Genomic DNA, 14127 nt, shown 5'->3' with positions numbered 1-14127 from the left:
CTTGGGCAGAATTTGCCCAGATGCAGGCTGCGGACTGCCAGCAGGACGCGGAGCGATGCTTCGGCGGATTGCCAAGCGCGGCGCCGCGGGGGCTGACAGGTCCGCTTGGCGGGCGGCCCGCAACCGTTGCGGCGGTAACGATTGCGCGTCTCGGCCGGGACGCCTGGCAGGTACGTAGCGGGATCGCCATTGCTCAGGCCGCGTTTTGCGTGGCCGCGCTCGCTCGGGTGGATGTGTCGCCGGCTGCGCCGATGGCGGCGGCAGCGCGTTGTTGCGCGAAGCGCGGCGTCGGTGCGCGCCTTCCCGGGCGGGCCATGACTTCCGGCCTGTTGTCCCGGTCAGTTCTCTCTACTACAACTGTAGTACGACAGGTGTAGAGAGTGGCCCGGGGCATGAGCGGCAAGTCTGGCGATGTGGTGCTCAGCGATCTGCAGATCGCGCTGATGCGGGTGCTGTGGGCGCGCGGGGAGTGCAGTACGGCCGAGGTGGCCGAGGTACTGGCGGCGGAGCGCGGCATCAAGCACACGACGGTGGCGACGATGCTGACGCGGCTGGAAAAGCGCGGCGTGGTGTCGCTGCGGCGGGATGCGCGCCAGGTCTACTACCAGGCCCGGGTGAGCGAGCCGGAGGTGCGGCGGTCCATGGTGAGCGAATTGCTGGGCAGCCTGTTCGGCGGCGACGCGCGGGCGCTGGTATCGCATCTGGTGGACGAGGCGGAGATTGCGCCGGGCGATCTGGAAAAGCTGCGCAAGAAGCTGGCGCGGGGAGGGCGCGAACATGAGTGAGCTGAATGGGTTGGCCGCGCTGGCCGGCGTTGTGCTGCTTACGCTGCTGTTGCAGGGACTGGTTTTCCTCGGTCTGGCCTGGCTGGTGGAACGGCTGGGCTGGGTGCGGCGCGCGCGGGCGCGGGAGTTCGTCTGGCGCAGCGCGGTGCTGGGCGGCGTGGCCAGCGCGGCATTGCAAGTGGGGTTGGGCGCCTCTTCGCTGGGGCCGGCGCCTTGGCTGCGGGTGGAGCTGGCGGCACGCGAAAGCGCTGCGATGGCATCGTCCGGGCCGGCCTCTGCGCGGGCGTCCGCGTCGGCGCAGCCGGCAGCGCCGGTGACGGCGCCGGCTCCAGCCAGCAAAGCATCTGCGGGTTCGACGGCATCGCGGCCATCGACCGCAGCATCGTCTCGCGCAGCTTCTTCGCGTTTCATCGCACCGGCCATGTCCGCGTCGGCACCTGACGCAACAGGCATCGCCGTCAACCTGCGCGCGCAGGTGCTGCAGGCCTTGCCCTGGCTGCTCGCGTTCTGGCTGCTGGTCAGCCTCTGGCATGGCCTGCGCCTGGTTTTCTCGGCGTTCGCGCTGCGGCGTTTGCGTGCTGCCGCCCTGCTGCTGGAAGCGCAGGATTGGCAGGACGACGCGGCGGAACTCGCGCGCGGCTTTGCGGTGAGCGCACCCGAGCTGAAGATTTCGCCGGCCATCGGCAGCCCGCTGGCCACGCCGGGCGGCAGCATCCTGTTGCCGGTCTGGGCGCTGTCCCTGTCGCGCGACCAGCGCCGCGCAGTGCTCGCACACGAACTGGCGCATCTGCGCCGGCGCGATCCGCATTGGCGTGCCGTGCTGGCGCTGTGGCGTGCCCTGCTGTGGCCTCTGCCGCTGGCCGCGCTGGCGCAACAGCGCCTGGAAGCCCTGGCCGAACTGGAATGCGATGCCGCCGCGGCGCGCGCCCTGGGCGACGGCCGGCCGCTGGCCGAATGCCTGGCGCAGTGCCTGGAGCAGCATCTGGATCGCCGATTCCCCGCGTTCGCCGCGGCCATGGCCGCGCCGCGTTCGCCTCTGTTGCAACGTGCCGAGCAGTTGCTCGAAGGAGTTCCCATGTCACCGTTCACCATTCCCCGCGGTCTGCGTCTGGCGGTGCTGGCCGGCGTTATCGCCGCGGCGCTGGCCCTGCCGGCTTTCGTCGTGCCGGTTTCCGCTGCGGCCGAGCGCGTCGCGGCGCGCAGCGCCGGCGACGAATCCGGCGATTGCAACGCAGTTGCCGGAAACTGCGTTTCCATTCATGGAAAAAATGATGTCATGTCAGTGCGCTGGAGCCTGCCCGGCCGGCGCGTGACCTACCAGGCCAGCGGTGCGGTGCGTTTCAACCCGCAGGAGACCGCGCTGGAATCGCTGGCCGCCGGCGCCACGGCGAGCATCGAGGAAGTCGTCGATACGACCTCGCGCAAGGTCGAATACCGCAACGGCGCCAAGGGTCTGGAAGCTACCTTCTATCTCGACGGCAAGCCGCAGCCGCTGGATGCGCAGGCCGAGGCCTGGCTGGCCCGCCTGCTGCCGCAGCTGCTGCGCGAGGCGGCCATCGATGTGCCGGCGCGGATCGCGCGCCTGCAGCAGCGCGGTGGCAACAAGGCCGTGCTCGACGAGATCGCGCTGATCAAGTCGGACCATGCGCGCGGCCGCTACCTGGCCGAGCTGCTGGGGCGGCACGCGCTGAGCGCCGGTGAACTCGATCTGGCCCTGGCCCAGGCCGACAGGATCGGCTCGGATTACGAGAAGCGCCAGGTGCTGTCGGCTGCGCTGGACAGCCAGCAGGTTGCCACGGCGCAGCTGGTCAAGGTGCTGCAGTCCGGCGCCGGCATAGGTTCGGACTACGAGCGCGCGCAGTTGCTGATGCAGGCGGCCGACCGCGTCGGCGGCGATGCAACCTTGCGCGCGGCCTGGCTGCGCAGTCTCGACGGCCTGGGTTCGGATTTTGAACGCCGCCGTGCGCTGGATGCCCTGCTGGGCAAGAGCGAGGACACGGCGGCGCTGCTGCAGATCCTGGCCGCTGGCGATGCCATAGGCTCGGATTTCGAGCACCGCGAACTGCTGGTCCATGTCGCGGCCAGGACCAAGGATGCCGAAGCCATCGCCGCCGGCTATGCCCGCGCCGCCGCTTCGATAGGCTCGGATTTCGAGCGCCGCGAAGCGCTGCTGGCCCTGCTGCGCAGCGGCGGCCTGCGCCGCGACGGCGCGCTCGCGGTACTGGACGCGGCGGCGGGCATAGGTTCGGATTTTGAATGCCGTACGGTGCTGGTGGAACTGGCGCGGGTAATGCCCGACGATGCGCAGGTGCGTCAGCGCCTGGTCGATGTGGCCTCGCGCCTGTCGGATTTCGAGCGCGAACAGGTGGAACAGGCCGCGGGACTGGTGCGCGGCTGAACCGGAGCTGGCGGGACGGCGCGCGGCGCCTGCGACCTTTGCGACCTTGCAGCCGTCCCGCTGCGTCACCATCACTGCTGACGCACCCTTTCCGGAGAACCGTCATGAATCTGAAACTGCTGTCGCTTCCGCTCGCGCTACTGGCGCTGGGCCTGGCCCTGCCGGCCCAGGCGCTGACCGACAAGGAGACCGAACGCCTGGCCGAATACCAGCGCTTCGCCGGCGAGCCGGTCGGCGAGATGCCGTTCTGGCGCCTGCAGAGCTACGAGGCCTTCGGCACCGAGGCGGTCGTGGTCTGGACCGCGGTCAACACCGCCTGGCTCATCAAGGTATTGCCGCCGTGCACCGACCTGCCCTGGGCCAAGACGGTGGGACTGAGTTCCACCTCGCACAAGGTCAGCGCCAAGTTCGACCATGTGATAGCGGGCAAGGACCGCTGCACCATTTCTTCCATCCAGCCCATCGACTACAAGGCCCTGCGCGACGCGCGCAAGGGCCAAGGCGCGGAAAAGAAGGGGGGCTGAGCCGCCGCACGGTGTTGCCACAAGCCGCGATCACTGAGCCGCCGCGCCGCGAGGTGCGGCGGTTTTTTCGTTGCTCTGAAGAATCGCCGGCGCTTTCAACAGCTGCGTTGGACGGCGCATTGCGTTGTCTGCGCGGCGGCTGTTTCCTTGCGGCGATGGCGACGGCGCAACCACACCACACCCGGACGGCTGGCGCCGCCAGCCGCTTTCGCCGCGTGCCGCGGCCTGCCGCCGGGAGTCCGGCGCCCGGCCGGAAATTCAACCGCAAGTAGCGGAGTTTCGTGTCCACGGCGGATTTCTAGACTGGCTTCGCCAATCCGCCGCAGAGAGCGACCTGTCATGAAAACTTCCGCCGCTACCGCTTTCAAGTACAGGTTCCGCGCCCCGGGCAGCCAGCCGCAAGGCGATATCCGCTACGCCGTCGGCCGGACGACGCTGGGCCTGCTGCTGATCGGATGCAGCCGCAACGGTGTCTGCGCCATCTTTTTTGACGACGATGCGCAGGTACTGCAGGAACAACTGGCCGGCGCCTTTCCGCAGGCGCAGTTGCAGGCCGACCAGGCCGGGCTGCGGCACGAACTCGATTGCATCATCCGCTTCGCCGACACCGAACTTTGCGCAGACCCGATTGCTCTCGATATCGGCGGCAGCGCATTTGAACAGCAGGTGTGGCGGGCGCTGTGCGCGATCCCGGCGGGCGGGACACGCAGCTACGCCGCCGTGGCGCAGTCACTGGGCATGAGCGCCGCGGCGCGTGCCGTGGCGCGGGCCTGCGCCGCGAACGTGCTGGCGCTGGCGATTCCCTACCATCGTGTAGTGCGCAGCGACGGTGCGCTGTCCGGCTATCGCTGGGGCGTGCAGCGCAAGCGCGCGCTGCTGGCGGCCGAAGCAGCGCTGCAGCACGCCGCATGAAAGCCTTGGCCGGCGATGACGATGCGGTTGCGCTCGCGGCCTGCGACTGGGACGGCGTGGAGCGCGCGCTCGACGCCCACGGCAATGCCGTGCTGCCGGGCCTGCTGACGGCACGGCAATGTGCGGCGCTTGCCGCGCTGTATCCGCGGGAGGAAGGCTATCGCTCGCGCATCGTCATGGCCCGCCACGGCTTCGGCCGCGGCGAGTACAAGTATTTCGCCTATCCGCTGCCGCCGCTGCTGGCCCGGCTGCGCCAGACGCTGTATCCGCGCCTGGCGCCGATTGCCAATCGCTGGAATCTGCGGCTGGGCGCGGCCGTGCGCTATCCCGCCGAACTGGATGCGTTCCTGCGCCGCTGCCACGCGGCGGGTCAGACCCGGCCTACGCCGCTGATCCTCGAATACGGCGAAGGCGACTACAACTGTCTGCACCAGGATCTCTACGGCGAGCATGTATTCCCGTTGCAGGTAGCGATCCTGCTGTCGCAGCCCGGCCGGGATTTCAGCGGCGGCGAGTTCGTCATGACCGGGCTTTCGGCCCAGGGCCAGTACGCCGAAGTCGTCGCACTGAGCCAGGGCGATGCGGTGGTGTTCACCGTCAACCAGCGTCCGGCGCCGGGACGGCGCGGCGTGCGCACGGTGGCGATGCGGCATGGTGTCAGCCGTATCCGCAGCGGCAGGCGTCATACCGTCGGTCTGATCTTCCACGATGCGAAATGAGCATGGAAACCGGCGGACTTTTCGATGCGGCGGCGCAGGAACAGCGCCTTGGACCGGGCGCCGTGCTGTTGCATGGATACGCGCTGCCCCGGGCCTGCGCGTTGATGCACGCGATTGCGCGCATCGAGGCCGCCGCGCCGTTCCGGCATATGCAGACGCCCGGCGGCTTCACCATGTCGGTCGCGCTGACCAACTGCGGCGCGCTGGGCTGGATCAGCGACCGGCGCGGCTATCGCTACAGCGCGGTCGATCCCGCGACCGGCGCAGCCTGGCCGGCTATGCCGCCGGCTTTCGCGCAGCTGGCAACAGCCGCTGCCGCGGCCGCGGGATACGACGGCTTCGAGCCTGACGCCTGTCTGGTCAACCGCTACCTGCCCGGCGCGCGGCTTTCGCTGCACCAGGACAGGAACGAGCGCGACTATGCGGCGCCGATAGTCTCGGTATCGCTGGGCATGCGCGCGCGGTTCCTGTTCGGCGGCCCTGCGCGCAGCGATCCCACGCTGAAGCTGCCGCTGCGGCATGGCGACGTGATGGTATGGGGCGGTGCGGACCGGTTGCGCTATCACGGCGTGATGCCGCTGCAGGACGAACCGCATCCGCTGCTGGGCAGCCGGCGCATCAATCTCACCTTCCGCAAAGCCGGATGAAACGCGGAATTCCGCCGCAAGCAACGGAGTTTTCCTGCGCCGCGCCGCCGCCAGAATGGCCGCAGCCGCCGAGGTCTTCCAGGAACGCGATTTCCCAGGAGCGATTGCCGGAATCGGCCGCAGCGCGCCGCCGGGTCCAGGGCCATTGCCAGGCGCTGGTCGAGGCCGGCACCGCGCACTGGCACATCAACGCCGACGGCGCTACCGAGCTGCACCTGCACAGCGGCGAGGCCTATCTGTTCGGCCCCCAGGGCGTGACGCGGCTGAAATGAGGCGGCGGAAACCGCAAACTGACCGGAACCGGAGTGACCCATGAAACTGTATCTGAGCCATCTGGATTCGCCGCTGGGCGCAATGCTGCTGGTTACCGATGCGCAGCAGACAGTGCGTGCGCTGGAATTCGCCGACCACCGGGCGCGCCTGCGCCGCGGCCTGCGCGAGCACTACGGCGTGGTGGAGCTTGACGAGATCGCGCCACCCGCCGCGATCGCCGGGGCGCTGGCGCGCTATTTCGCGGGCGAGCTGGAGGCGCTGGACGCGCTGCGCACGGAAACGGCCGGCTCCGAGCTGCAGCGCCGGGTCTGGGCCGCGCTGCGCCGCATTCCGGCGGGTTCGACCACGAGCTACGGCAAGCTGGCCAGGCTGCTCGGGTTCGACGATCCGCGCGCGGCCATCGACATAGGCGCGGCCAACGGCGCCAATCCCATTGCGCTCATTGTGCCCTGCCACCGCGTCATCGCCGGCAACGGCGAGCTGAAGGGCTATGCCTGGGGCGTGCAGCGCAAGCACTGGCTGCTGCACCACGAGAACGCACTGGCGCCCGCGGCGGTTTCGCCGCAAAGCGCCGCGTTGCCTGGGTTCGGCGCATGAGCGGACCCGTCGCCGAATTGTCCGCAGATGCTTACGGCCGCGCGGCTGCCTTCCTGTCCGGGCTGGATGCGGACTGGGCCAGGCATATCGCCGCGGTCGGTCCCTGCCGGCTTGAAACCCGGCCGGCGCGCGAACCGTACGAGGCCCTGGTGCGCGCCATCGCCTACCAGCAACTGCATGCCCGCGCCGGCGACGCGATCCTGGGGCGCCTGCTGGCGCTATATCCGGACGTGCCGTTTCCGACGCCGGCGCAGCTGCTGGCCGGCACGGTGGAATCGCAGCGCGCCTGCGGTTTCTCCGCGGCCAAGCTGGCGGCCGTGCGCGGCATCGCCCAGGCGGCGCTGGACGGCGTCGTGCCCAGCCTGGAGCAGGCACGGCAACTGTCCGACGAGGTGCTGATTGCGCGCCTCGCCGCGCTGCGCGGCGTAGGCCGCTGGACAGTTGAAATGTTCCTGATTTATTCACTGGAACGCAGCGACATACTGCCGGTGGACGATTTCGGCGTGCGCGAAGGCTACCGGCGCCTGAAACGGCTGGAGCAGGCGCCCACGCCGCGGCAGATGCGCGCGGCAGGCGCGGCCTGGAGCCCCTGGCGCACCGTCGCCGCCTGGTATCTGTGGCGGCTGCCGGGCCGTTGAATTGGCGGCGCAAGAATCGGAGTTCTTGCGCCGCGAACCCGGCCTATTCTGCACCTGTGACCGACTCTGTCAGGATTGCCGCCATGAGCACGACCGCCTACGCAACCGACGCCGCCCGCTGGGCCGCCGTGCAGGCGCGGGATCCCGCGGCCGATGGTCATTTCGTCTACGCCGTGCGCACCACCGGCGTGTACTGCCGGCCCAGTTCCACAGCGCGGCTGCCCAAGCGCGAGAACGTGGAATTCTTCGCCACGGCCGCCGCCGCCGAGGCCGCGGGTTATCGCCCCAGCCGCCGCGCCCGCGGCGACCAGGGCAGTGCGGCGGCCGGACGCGCCGCGCTGGTGGCGCGCGCCTGCCGCCTGATCGAGGCGGCGGAGACGCCGCCGGCGCTGGACGATCTGGCGGCCGAGGTCGGCATGAGCCCGTTCCATTTCCACCGCCTGTTCAAGGCCGAGACCGGCCTTACGCCCAAGGCGTATGCCTCGGCCTACCGCGCGCGCAAGCTGCGCGAGGAATTGAGCGCGGCCCCGGCCGCTTCCATCACCGAGGCGATCTACGGCGCCGGCTTCAATTCCAACAGCCGCTTCTACGAAACCTCGGAGCAGTTGCTGGGCATGCGCGCCCGCGACTACCGCGCCGGCGGCGCCGGCGCGGTCATCCGTTTCGCGGTCGGCCAATGTTCGCTGGGCGCCATCCTGGTCGCGCAGAGCCAGCGCGGCATCTGCGCCATTCTGCTGGGCGAGGATCCGGATGCGCTGGCGCGGGAGCTGCAGGATCAGTTTCCCAGGGCACGCATCATCGGCGGCGACAGCGGGTTCGAGCAGCTGGTCGCCCAGGTCGTGGGTTTCATCGAAGCGCCCGCGCTGGGCCTGCAACTGCCGCTGGATGTGCAGGGCACGGCTTTCCAGGAGCGCGTCTGGCGCGCGCTGCGCGAGATTCCGCCGGGCGCCACTGTCAGCTATACCGACATCGCCGCGCGCATAGGCGCGCCCACCGCGGTGCGCGCCGTAGCCCAGGCCTGCGGTGCGAATCACCTGGCCGTGGCAATTCCCTGCCACCGCGTGGTGCGGCGCGACGGCGATCTCGCCGGCTATCGCTGGGGCGTGGAGCGCAAGCGCGAGCTGTTGCGCCGCGAAGCCCAGGCCTGAGTTGCGCAGGTGCGGGAAGCACAGGTCCGATCTGAGCGCCGAGGAAAATCCGTGATTCCATCCGACACCGGCATCGCGCGTCTGGACTGGGCCGCTATTGCCGTACAGCTTGATGCCGAAGGCTATGCGCTGTTGCCAGGCCTGTTCGATGCCGCTGCGGCGCGCGAACTCTTGCAACTAGCGGCGCATGCGGATGCCGTGCGCACATCGCTGGCCTCCGGCAGCCTGGGCAGCGGCGAATTGATCCATTTCGGCGTTGCGCTGCCGGCGCTGCTGGAGAATCTGCGCGCGGCCCTGTATCCGCCGCTTGCCGTCATCGCCAATCGCTGGAACGAGATCCCGGGCGTGGCTGGCCGCTTTCCGGCCGCGCTGCGGGACTTTCAGCAGCTCAACCGGTCCGCGGGCCAGGCTCGGGCGCAGTCGCATCTGAACCGGCTTCGCGCCGAAGACCACATTGCGCTGCACCAGTGCAACGATGGCGAGGTGGTGTTTCCCTTGCAGTTCGTCGCGCTGCTGTCCGCGCCGGGTACGGATTTCACCGGCGGCGAATTCGTGATGACGGAACAGCGTCCACGCATGCAGTCGCGGCCGATGGTGCTGCCGCTGGCGCTGGGCGATGCGGCCATCATCGCCACGGCCGAACGTCCGTTCCGCGGCAGCAAAGGCTATTACCGGGTCAACCTCAAACATGCCGTCAGCCGCGTGCGTCAAGGCCGGCGCGTGGGCCTGGAGCTGTCGTTCCATGACGCGCGCTGAGGTACGGGGAGCGGCGCAGATACCTGCATCGCCGCGCACATTCACCTTGACCGGTGCCGACGGCAAGCCGGTTTTCAGCAGCGTGCCGGGTACCCTCGGCGGCCATCGCGGCGGCAGGCTCTACGGCCGCCTGGACTGTCGCGCCGCGTTGCTGGCGCTGGCCCGCGGCGGCTATGCGAAGCAGCGCGTGTTCTTTGCCGACGAGGCTACGGCGGTTGCCGCGGGCTACCGGCCGTGCGCAGTGTGCATGCCGCGGGAATATGCGGCGTGGAAGAGGGGCCGGCCCGCAAGGCCGGCATGCGGCAGACGCAACGGGGCGGGCGCATGAATCCGCTGCTCACGGCGGTTCCCGCTGGAAATGATCTCGCGCCGCCTGCGCCGGAAAGCGGCATCGACGCCGCGGACTGGCAGGCTGTCGAAGACAAAGTGGGACGCGATGGCTTCGCCGTGCTGCCGGCGTTGCTGACACCGGCCCAATGCGCGGAAATCGCCGCCTACTTTGCCGAAGAAGCGCGTTTCCGCAGCCGCATCGTGATGGAGCGCTACGCCTTCGGCCGCGGCGAGTACAAATATTTCCGCTATCCGTTGCCGCCGCTGGTCGCGAGATTGCGGGAGGCGCTGTATCCGCGCCTGGCGCCTGTCGCCAACCGCTGGCATGGGCTGCTGCGCCTCGATGGCCGCTTCCCGGCCACTCATGCGGAATTCCGCGCCATCTGCCATGCGGCCGGTCAGCAGCGGCCGACGCCGCTGCTGCTGCGCTACCAGCCCGGCGACTATTGCTGCCTGCACCAGGATCTGTACGGCGAGCACGTCTTTCCGTTCCAGGTCATTTTCCTGCTCGACGAACCGGGGCGCGATTTCGGCGGCGGCGAGCTGTTGCTGACGCAGAGCAATCCCAGGCACGCCGGCCGGGCCGAGGTGGTTCCGCTGCGCCAGGGCGACGCCGTGGTGCTGGCGGTCAATTACCACCCGGCAGCTTCAGCGCGCGGCTGCTATCGCGCGAACGTGCGGCATGGCGTGAGCCGGCTGCATTGGGGGCGGCGGCATGCGCTGGGAATCATCTTCCATGACGCGAAATAGCTTGCCTCCGCGGCGGTGCAACAGGTGCCGGGCTGACTGGCGAACCAGTTCAGGCGCAACGGGTGCTGCAGGCGGGCGCGTTGTCTGATTTGCGATCCGCCGGGACGGACGCGCGCAACGCGAATCGGTCTTCCGGCAGCCTGTCGCGCGAGATTGCGGCGATTTGTCGCGCCGCTGCTGCGGCGGCGGCGAAGCGCTAAGTTAGCGGCATGGCGGATCGGGGCGGAGGCACTGCATGCAGGGACGGCTGGACATCGCCATCGTCGGCTATGGCACGGCGGGTCAGGCGGCTGCGCGGCTGCTCGCGCGCCAGGGCCATTGCCTGGAATTGTTCGAGCGCGCGGCGCAGCCGCGGCCGGTCGGCGCGGGGCTGCTGTTGCAGCCTACCGGCCTGGGCGTGCTGGCCGAACTGGGCCTGTTCGAGCAGGCCCTCGCCTGCGGCGAGGCGATACACGAGCTGCGCGGCGAGACCACGCGCGGCCGGCGCGTGATCGACATGGCCTATGCGGGACTGGATCCGCACTGGTTCGGTCTGGGCATACAGCGCGGTGCACTGTTCCAGCTGCTGCGCGATGCGGCCGTCGAGCGCGGCCTGCACAGCGGCTGTGAGATCGCCGCGGTAGATGCGGACAAGGGCGAGCTGCGCGATGCGGCGGGAAACCGCTACGGGCCTTACGACCTGATCCTGGTCGGCGGCGGCGCGGCCTCGGCGCTGCGCGATGCGGCGCTGACCCGGCGCGACCGGCCCTATGCCTGGGGCGCGCTGTGGTGTCTGTGCGCCGACCCGCAGGGGCTGTTCCGCGAGCGCCTGCTGCAGCGCTACGACGGGCCGCGGCGCATGGCCGGTCTGCTGCCGGTGGGCGTGCTGCCGGGCGAAGACGTGCAGCAGCGCAAGATCGGTTTTTTCTGGAGCCTGCCGGCGCAGTGTCTGCAGGAGACCGTGCAGCGCGGCGTCGCCGCCTGGCGCGAGGAAGTCGGCGATTACTGGCCGCAGCTGCGGCCCGTGCTGGCGAGCATCGTCGACGTGCAGCAGCTGGCGCCGGCGCTGTACCGCGATGCGATCCTGCGCCGTTTCCACCGCGGCCGTGTGGTCTGGCTGGGCGATGCGGCGCATGCGATGAGTCCGCAGCTGGGACAGGGCGCGAACATGGCCCTGCTCGATGCATCCGCGCTGGCCCGCGCCATCGCAAGCGAGGCGACGCTGGGCGCGGCGCTGGCGCGCTACGACCGTGAGCGGCGCAGCCATATCTGGATCTATCAGTTCGTCAGCCGCTGGCTGACGCCGCTGTTCCAGTCGGATATCGGCTGGGCCGGCCGTTTGCGCGACGCCTGTCTGGGGCCGCTGGGGCAGGCGCCGCTGCTGCGCGGAGAAATGCTCAAGGTGCTGGCCGGCGTGAAGCGCGGCTTGTTCGGCCGTGTAGCGGTGGCACCGCTGCCGCCGGCGCGCGGCACGGCAGTGCAAGCCGCGGCCGCGACTCAGCCCTCGGGTGCGACGTAGCCTGCCGGCTTGGCCGAGCCTTCTCCAAAGAAATACTTTTCCATTTCCGCGGCGAGGAAGGCGCGGTGCTTGGGATCCAGCGGCGACAGGCGGTTTTCGTTGATCAGCATGGTCTGGTGGGCCAGCCACTGCTGCCAGGCTTCCTTGGACACGGAGGCGAAAATGCGCTTGCCCAGCTCGCCCGGCCACGGGGCGAAGGCCAGGCCTTCGGCTTCGCGCTGCAGCTTGACGCAATGGACGGTGCGGCTCATGCGTAGTCTCCTGGCGCCGCGGCGCCGGCAGGGGTTGGCGGCAGTGCCTGCAGCAGGCGCCGTACCGGCGCGGGCAGGCCCAGCGGGATGAATTCTTCGGCGCCGCACCAGCGCAGGCCGGCCTGTTCGGCTACCTGCGGCAGGGCCTGGGCGCTGGCCAGCAGCGGCGTGATCTCCAGCTTGTAGTGGCTGAAGACGTGAGTGAAGGGGGGCAGTGCCTGTACCGCGCCGGCCTGGGCGCCGAGGCTGCGTGCGATGCGCGGCGCCTCGGCCGCGTCGGCGGCTTCGGGCAGGCTCCATAGCTCGGCCCACACGCCACTGGCCGGGCGCCGCTGCAGCAGGATGCGCTGCTGCGCGTCGCGCAGGATCAGCAGGCAGGTCGCGCGTGTGGGCACCTGCCTGGGCGGCTTGCGCGCGGGCAGCTGGGCGGTGAGGTTTTCGCGCCGCGCGACGCAATCCGCCGCCTGCGGACAGACGCCGCAGCGCGGCCGGCTGCGCACGCACAGGGTTGCGCCCAGGTCCATGATGGCCTGGGTGTAGTCGGCCACGCGCTGGTGCGGCGTGTTCGCTTCGGCGTGCTGCCACAGTTCGCGCGCGGTCGCCGTGCTGCCGGGCCAGCCGTGCACGCCGTGGTAGCGGCTGAGCACGCGCTTGACGTTGCCGTCGAGGATGGCGTGCGGCAATTCCCAGGCCTGGGCGAGGATGGCGCCGGCGGTGGAGCGGCCTATGCCGGGCAGGGCGGCCAGGGCGTCGAAATCCCGCGGCAGCTCGCCGCCATGTTCGGCCAGGCAGATCTTCGCCGCCTTGTGCAGGTTGCGCGCGCGGCTGTAATAGCCCAGGCCCGACCACAGCCCCAGCACCTGGTCCTGCGGCGCGGCGGCGAGCGCGGCCAGGTCGGGCAGGGCAGCGGTGAAGCGCTCGAAATAGCCGATCACGGTCGCGACCTGGGTCTGCTGCAGCATGATTTCCGACAGCCATACCCGGTACGGCGTACGCGGCGTCTGCCAGGGCAAATTCTTGCGTCCGTGCTGGTCGTACCAGGCCAGCAGGCGGGCGGCGAAATCCGGTGTTGCATTCATTGCGCCGGTTCCGTCTCCAGTTGCAGGCCCTTGAGCGTGATGCCGTCGAGCTGCAGCGACTCCACGCGCGCCTTGCCGCTCAGCGGCGGCAGCGGCGAAGCATCGGCCGCGGCCGCGGCGGCGCGCTGCCACCAGTCCTGCAGCGCCAGGGCGTCGATAGCGCCATCGAAATGGAAGCCCTGCAGCAGCGGCTTGCTTTCGCGCAGCAGCGTGCCGTCGCTGATGCGCAGATGGATGGCCAGGTCCGGTGTGGCGGCTTCGCCGGGGCTGTCCAGCCAGCGCTGCAGCGCGCTCAGTTCCAGCCGCGGGCTGGTGAGATCCAGCTGCTGTATCACCAGACGCGAATCGCGCAGGCTGCTCCAGGGCAGGCTCACGTCCAGCCGTTCCAGGGCCAGCAGCGGCGTGCTGTCGGCGGGCAGGCGCAGCTGCACCTCGTCCAGCTCCAGATGCAGGCGCGGCCACAGGGCGTAGCGCGCGGGCGGGCGGAATTCCAGCTCCAGGCCCAGCCGCGCCCGGGCCTGGGCGCCAAGCAGGGCGGCGACGCGCTCGGGCTGGGCGTAGTAGCGCACGGCGAGCAGGCCGCCGCCGATCAGCAACAACAGCAACACCGCGGCGATCCGGGCCAGGCGGCGCTTGCGGCCATGCCCAAAAGTGGATTGATGGATATTCACGGGGCAGGCATAATGCGCGGGCTGCTGCGATGACCCAGGATGGAGAGTCCGGCAGCGCTGCTCGCGCCCAAGCTGGCCCCCCTGGCGGAAAGCGTGAGCGGACGTGGGGGGGGGCCAAAGCCCCCCCCGCCCCCCACCAGTGGTTTTTAAC

The 14127-nt window shown here is 69.9% G+C and carries 17 protein-coding genes; 14 read left to right on the top strand and 3 right to left on the bottom strand.

What is annotated here, in order from left to right:
* Positions 1-392 precede the first annotated feature (392 nt).
* The 14 genes from NM961_RS17995 to NM961_RS17925 all read left to right on the top strand — a co-directional run bounded on the left by NM961_RS17995 (position 393) and on the right by NM961_RS17925 (position 11975).
* The gene (locus NM961_RS17995) at positions 393-785 is read left to right on the top strand and encodes a BlaI/MecI/CopY family transcriptional regulator (protein ID WP_255915798.1); all 393 of its coding nucleotides are present in this window, start codon (positions 393-395) and stop codon (positions 783-785) included.
* Positions 778-3183 carry a M56 family metallopeptidase gene (locus NM961_RS17985; RefSeq protein ID WP_343231929.1) on the top strand — a complete coding sequence of 802 codons (2406 nt, stop codon included), beginning with the start codon at positions 778-780 and terminating at the stop codon, positions 3181-3183. The genes NM961_RS17995 and NM961_RS17985 overlap by 8 nt, the downstream gene beginning before the upstream one ends.
* A 104-nt stretch (positions 3184-3287) precedes the next feature.
* The gene (locus NM961_RS17980; protein WP_255915797.1) at positions 3288-3707 is read left to right on the top strand and encodes a DUF6491 family protein; all 420 of its coding nucleotides are present in this window, start codon (positions 3288-3290) and stop codon (positions 3705-3707) included.
* Positions 3708-4046: 339 nt separating this feature from the next.
* Positions 4047-4619: a methylated-DNA--[protein]-cysteine S-methyltransferase gene (locus NM961_RS17975; RefSeq protein WP_255915796.1), complete on the top strand. Its 573-nt coding sequence runs from the start codon at positions 4047-4049 to the stop codon at positions 4617-4619.
* Positions 4616-5338, top strand: coding sequence for a 2OG-Fe(II) oxygenase (locus tag NM961_RS17970; RefSeq protein WP_255915795.1), 723 nt, complete (start codon positions 4616-4618; stop codon positions 5336-5338). The genes NM961_RS17975 and NM961_RS17970 overlap by 4 nt, the downstream gene beginning before the upstream one ends.
* Entirely contained in the window at positions 5335-5985 is a 651-nt protein-coding gene (alkB, locus tag NM961_RS17965) for a DNA oxidative demethylase AlkB (RefSeq protein ID WP_255915794.1), read from the top strand. Before NM961_RS17970 ends, alkB begins: the two co-directional genes overlap by 4 nt.
* 104 nt (positions 5986-6089) lie before the next feature.
* Entirely contained in the window at positions 6090-6257 is a 168-nt protein-coding gene (locus tag NM961_RS17960; protein WP_255915793.1) for a hypothetical protein, read from the top strand.
* 40 nt (positions 6258-6297) lie between these two features.
* A complete protein-coding gene (locus NM961_RS17955; RefSeq protein ID WP_255915792.1) occupies positions 6298-6855 on the top strand; it encodes a methylated-DNA--[protein]-cysteine S-methyltransferase in 558 nt (185 codons plus the stop codon).
* On the top strand, positions 6852-7493 hold the full coding sequence (locus NM961_RS17950) for a DNA-3-methyladenine glycosylase family protein (RefSeq protein ID WP_255915791.1): 642 nt from the start codon (positions 6852-6854) through the stop codon (positions 7491-7493). Before NM961_RS17955 ends, NM961_RS17950 begins: the two co-directional genes overlap by 4 nt.
* An 83-nt stretch (positions 7494-7576) precedes the next feature.
* On the top strand, positions 7577-8641 hold the full coding sequence (ada, locus tag NM961_RS17945; RefSeq protein ID WP_255915790.1) for a bifunctional DNA-binding transcriptional regulator/O6-methylguanine-DNA methyltransferase Ada: 1065 nt from the start codon (positions 7577-7579) through the stop codon (positions 8639-8641).
* A gap of 51 nt (positions 8642-8692) precedes the next feature.
* Entirely contained in the window at positions 8693-9397 is a 705-nt protein-coding gene (locus tag NM961_RS17940) for a 2OG-Fe(II) oxygenase (RefSeq protein WP_255915789.1), read from the top strand.
* The gene (locus NM961_RS17935) at positions 9384-9725 is read left to right on the top strand and encodes an Ada metal-binding domain-containing protein (RefSeq protein ID WP_255915788.1); all 342 of its coding nucleotides are present in this window, start codon (positions 9384-9386) and stop codon (positions 9723-9725) included. The genes NM961_RS17940 and NM961_RS17935 overlap by 14 nt, the downstream gene beginning before the upstream one ends.
* Entirely contained in the window at positions 9722-10477 is a 756-nt protein-coding gene (locus tag NM961_RS17930; RefSeq protein ID WP_255915787.1) for a 2OG-Fe(II) oxygenase, read from the top strand. Before NM961_RS17935 ends, NM961_RS17930 begins: the two co-directional genes overlap by 4 nt.
* A 235-nt stretch (positions 10478-10712) precedes the next feature.
* Complete coding sequence (locus NM961_RS17925; protein ID WP_255915786.1) at positions 10713-11975, top strand: FAD-dependent oxidoreductase; 1263 nt, start codon at positions 10713-10715, stop codon at positions 11973-11975.
* Here the strand turns inward: NM961_RS17925 and NM961_RS17920 are convergent.
* From NM961_RS17920 to NM961_RS17910, 3 genes are read right to left on the bottom strand one after another with little or no spacing between them, the layout of a single operon-like run.
* The gene (locus tag NM961_RS17920) at positions 11954-12226 is read right to left on the bottom strand and encodes an oxidative damage protection protein (protein ID WP_255915785.1); all 273 of its coding nucleotides are present in this window, start codon (positions 12224-12226) and stop codon (positions 11954-11956) included. The genes NM961_RS17925 and NM961_RS17920 overlap by 22 nt on opposite strands.
* Positions 12223-13305, bottom strand: a complete 1083-nt coding sequence (gene mutY / locus NM961_RS17915; RefSeq protein ID WP_255915784.1) for an A/G-specific adenine glycosylase — start codon at positions 13303-13305, stop codon at positions 12223-12225. The genes NM961_RS17920 and mutY overlap by 4 nt, the downstream gene beginning before the upstream one ends.
* Positions 13302-13976 carry an AsmA family protein gene (locus NM961_RS17910; protein WP_255915783.1) on the bottom strand — a complete coding sequence of 225 codons (675 nt, stop codon included), beginning with the start codon at positions 13974-13976 and terminating at the stop codon, positions 13302-13304. Before NM961_RS17910 ends, mutY begins: the two co-directional genes overlap by 4 nt.
* Positions 13977-14127: the final 151 nt, after the last annotated feature.

This window comes from Tahibacter harae (genome assembly GCF_024437735.1).
GTDB classification, from domain to species: domain Bacteria; phylum Pseudomonadota; class Gammaproteobacteria; order Xanthomonadales; family Rhodanobacteraceae; genus Tahibacter; species Tahibacter harae.
The sequence above is the reverse complement of the archived record's forward strand: the minus strand, read 5'-3'. Positions and strand labels throughout refer to the sequence as shown.

Excerpts from the sequence above, each read along its gene's own strand:
- NM961_RS17995 (WP_255915798.1), top strand. The coding sequence starts at position 393 with ATGAGCGGCAAGTCTGGCGATGTGGTGCTCAGCGATCTGCAGATCGCG.
- NM961_RS17985 (WP_343231929.1), top strand. The coding sequence starts at position 778 with ATGAGTGAGCTGAATGGGTTGGCCGCGCTGGCCGGCGTTGTGCTGCTT.
- NM961_RS17980 (WP_255915797.1), top strand. The coding sequence starts at position 3,288 with ATGAATCTGAAACTGCTGTCGCTTCCGCTCGCGCTACTGGCGCTGGGC.
- NM961_RS17975 (WP_255915796.1), top strand. The coding sequence starts at position 4,047 with ATGAAAACTTCCGCCGCTACCGCTTTCAAGTACAGGTTCCGCGCCCCG.
- NM961_RS17970 (WP_255915795.1), top strand. The coding sequence starts at position 4,616 with ATGAAAGCCTTGGCCGGCGATGACGATGCGGTTGCGCTCGCGGCCTGC.
- alkB (WP_255915794.1), top strand. The coding sequence starts at position 5,335 with ATGAGCATGGAAACCGGCGGACTTTTCGATGCGGCGGCGCAGGAACAG.
- NM961_RS17955 (WP_255915792.1), top strand. The coding sequence starts at position 6,298 with ATGAAACTGTATCTGAGCCATCTGGATTCGCCGCTGGGCGCAATGCTG.
- NM961_RS17950 (WP_255915791.1), top strand. The coding sequence starts at position 6,852 with ATGAGCGGACCCGTCGCCGAATTGTCCGCAGATGCTTACGGCCGCGCG.
- ada (WP_255915790.1), top strand. The coding sequence starts at position 7,577 with ATGAGCACGACCGCCTACGCAACCGACGCCGCCCGCTGGGCCGCCGTG.
- NM961_RS17935 (WP_255915788.1), top strand. The coding sequence starts at position 9,384 with ATGACGCGCGCTGAGGTACGGGGAGCGGCGCAGATACCTGCATCGCCG.
- NM961_RS17930 (WP_255915787.1), top strand. The coding sequence starts at position 9,722 with ATGAATCCGCTGCTCACGGCGGTTCCCGCTGGAAATGATCTCGCGCCG.
- NM961_RS17925 (WP_255915786.1), top strand. The coding sequence starts at position 10,713 with ATGCAGGGACGGCTGGACATCGCCATCGTCGGCTATGGCACGGCGGGT.
- NM961_RS17920 (WP_255915785.1), bottom strand. The coding sequence starts at position 12,226 with ATGAGCCGCACCGTCCATTGCGTCAAGCTGCAGCGCGAAGCCGAAGGC.
- mutY (WP_255915784.1), bottom strand. The coding sequence starts at position 13,305 with ATGAATGCAACACCGGATTTCGCCGCCCGCCTGCTGGCCTGGTACGAC.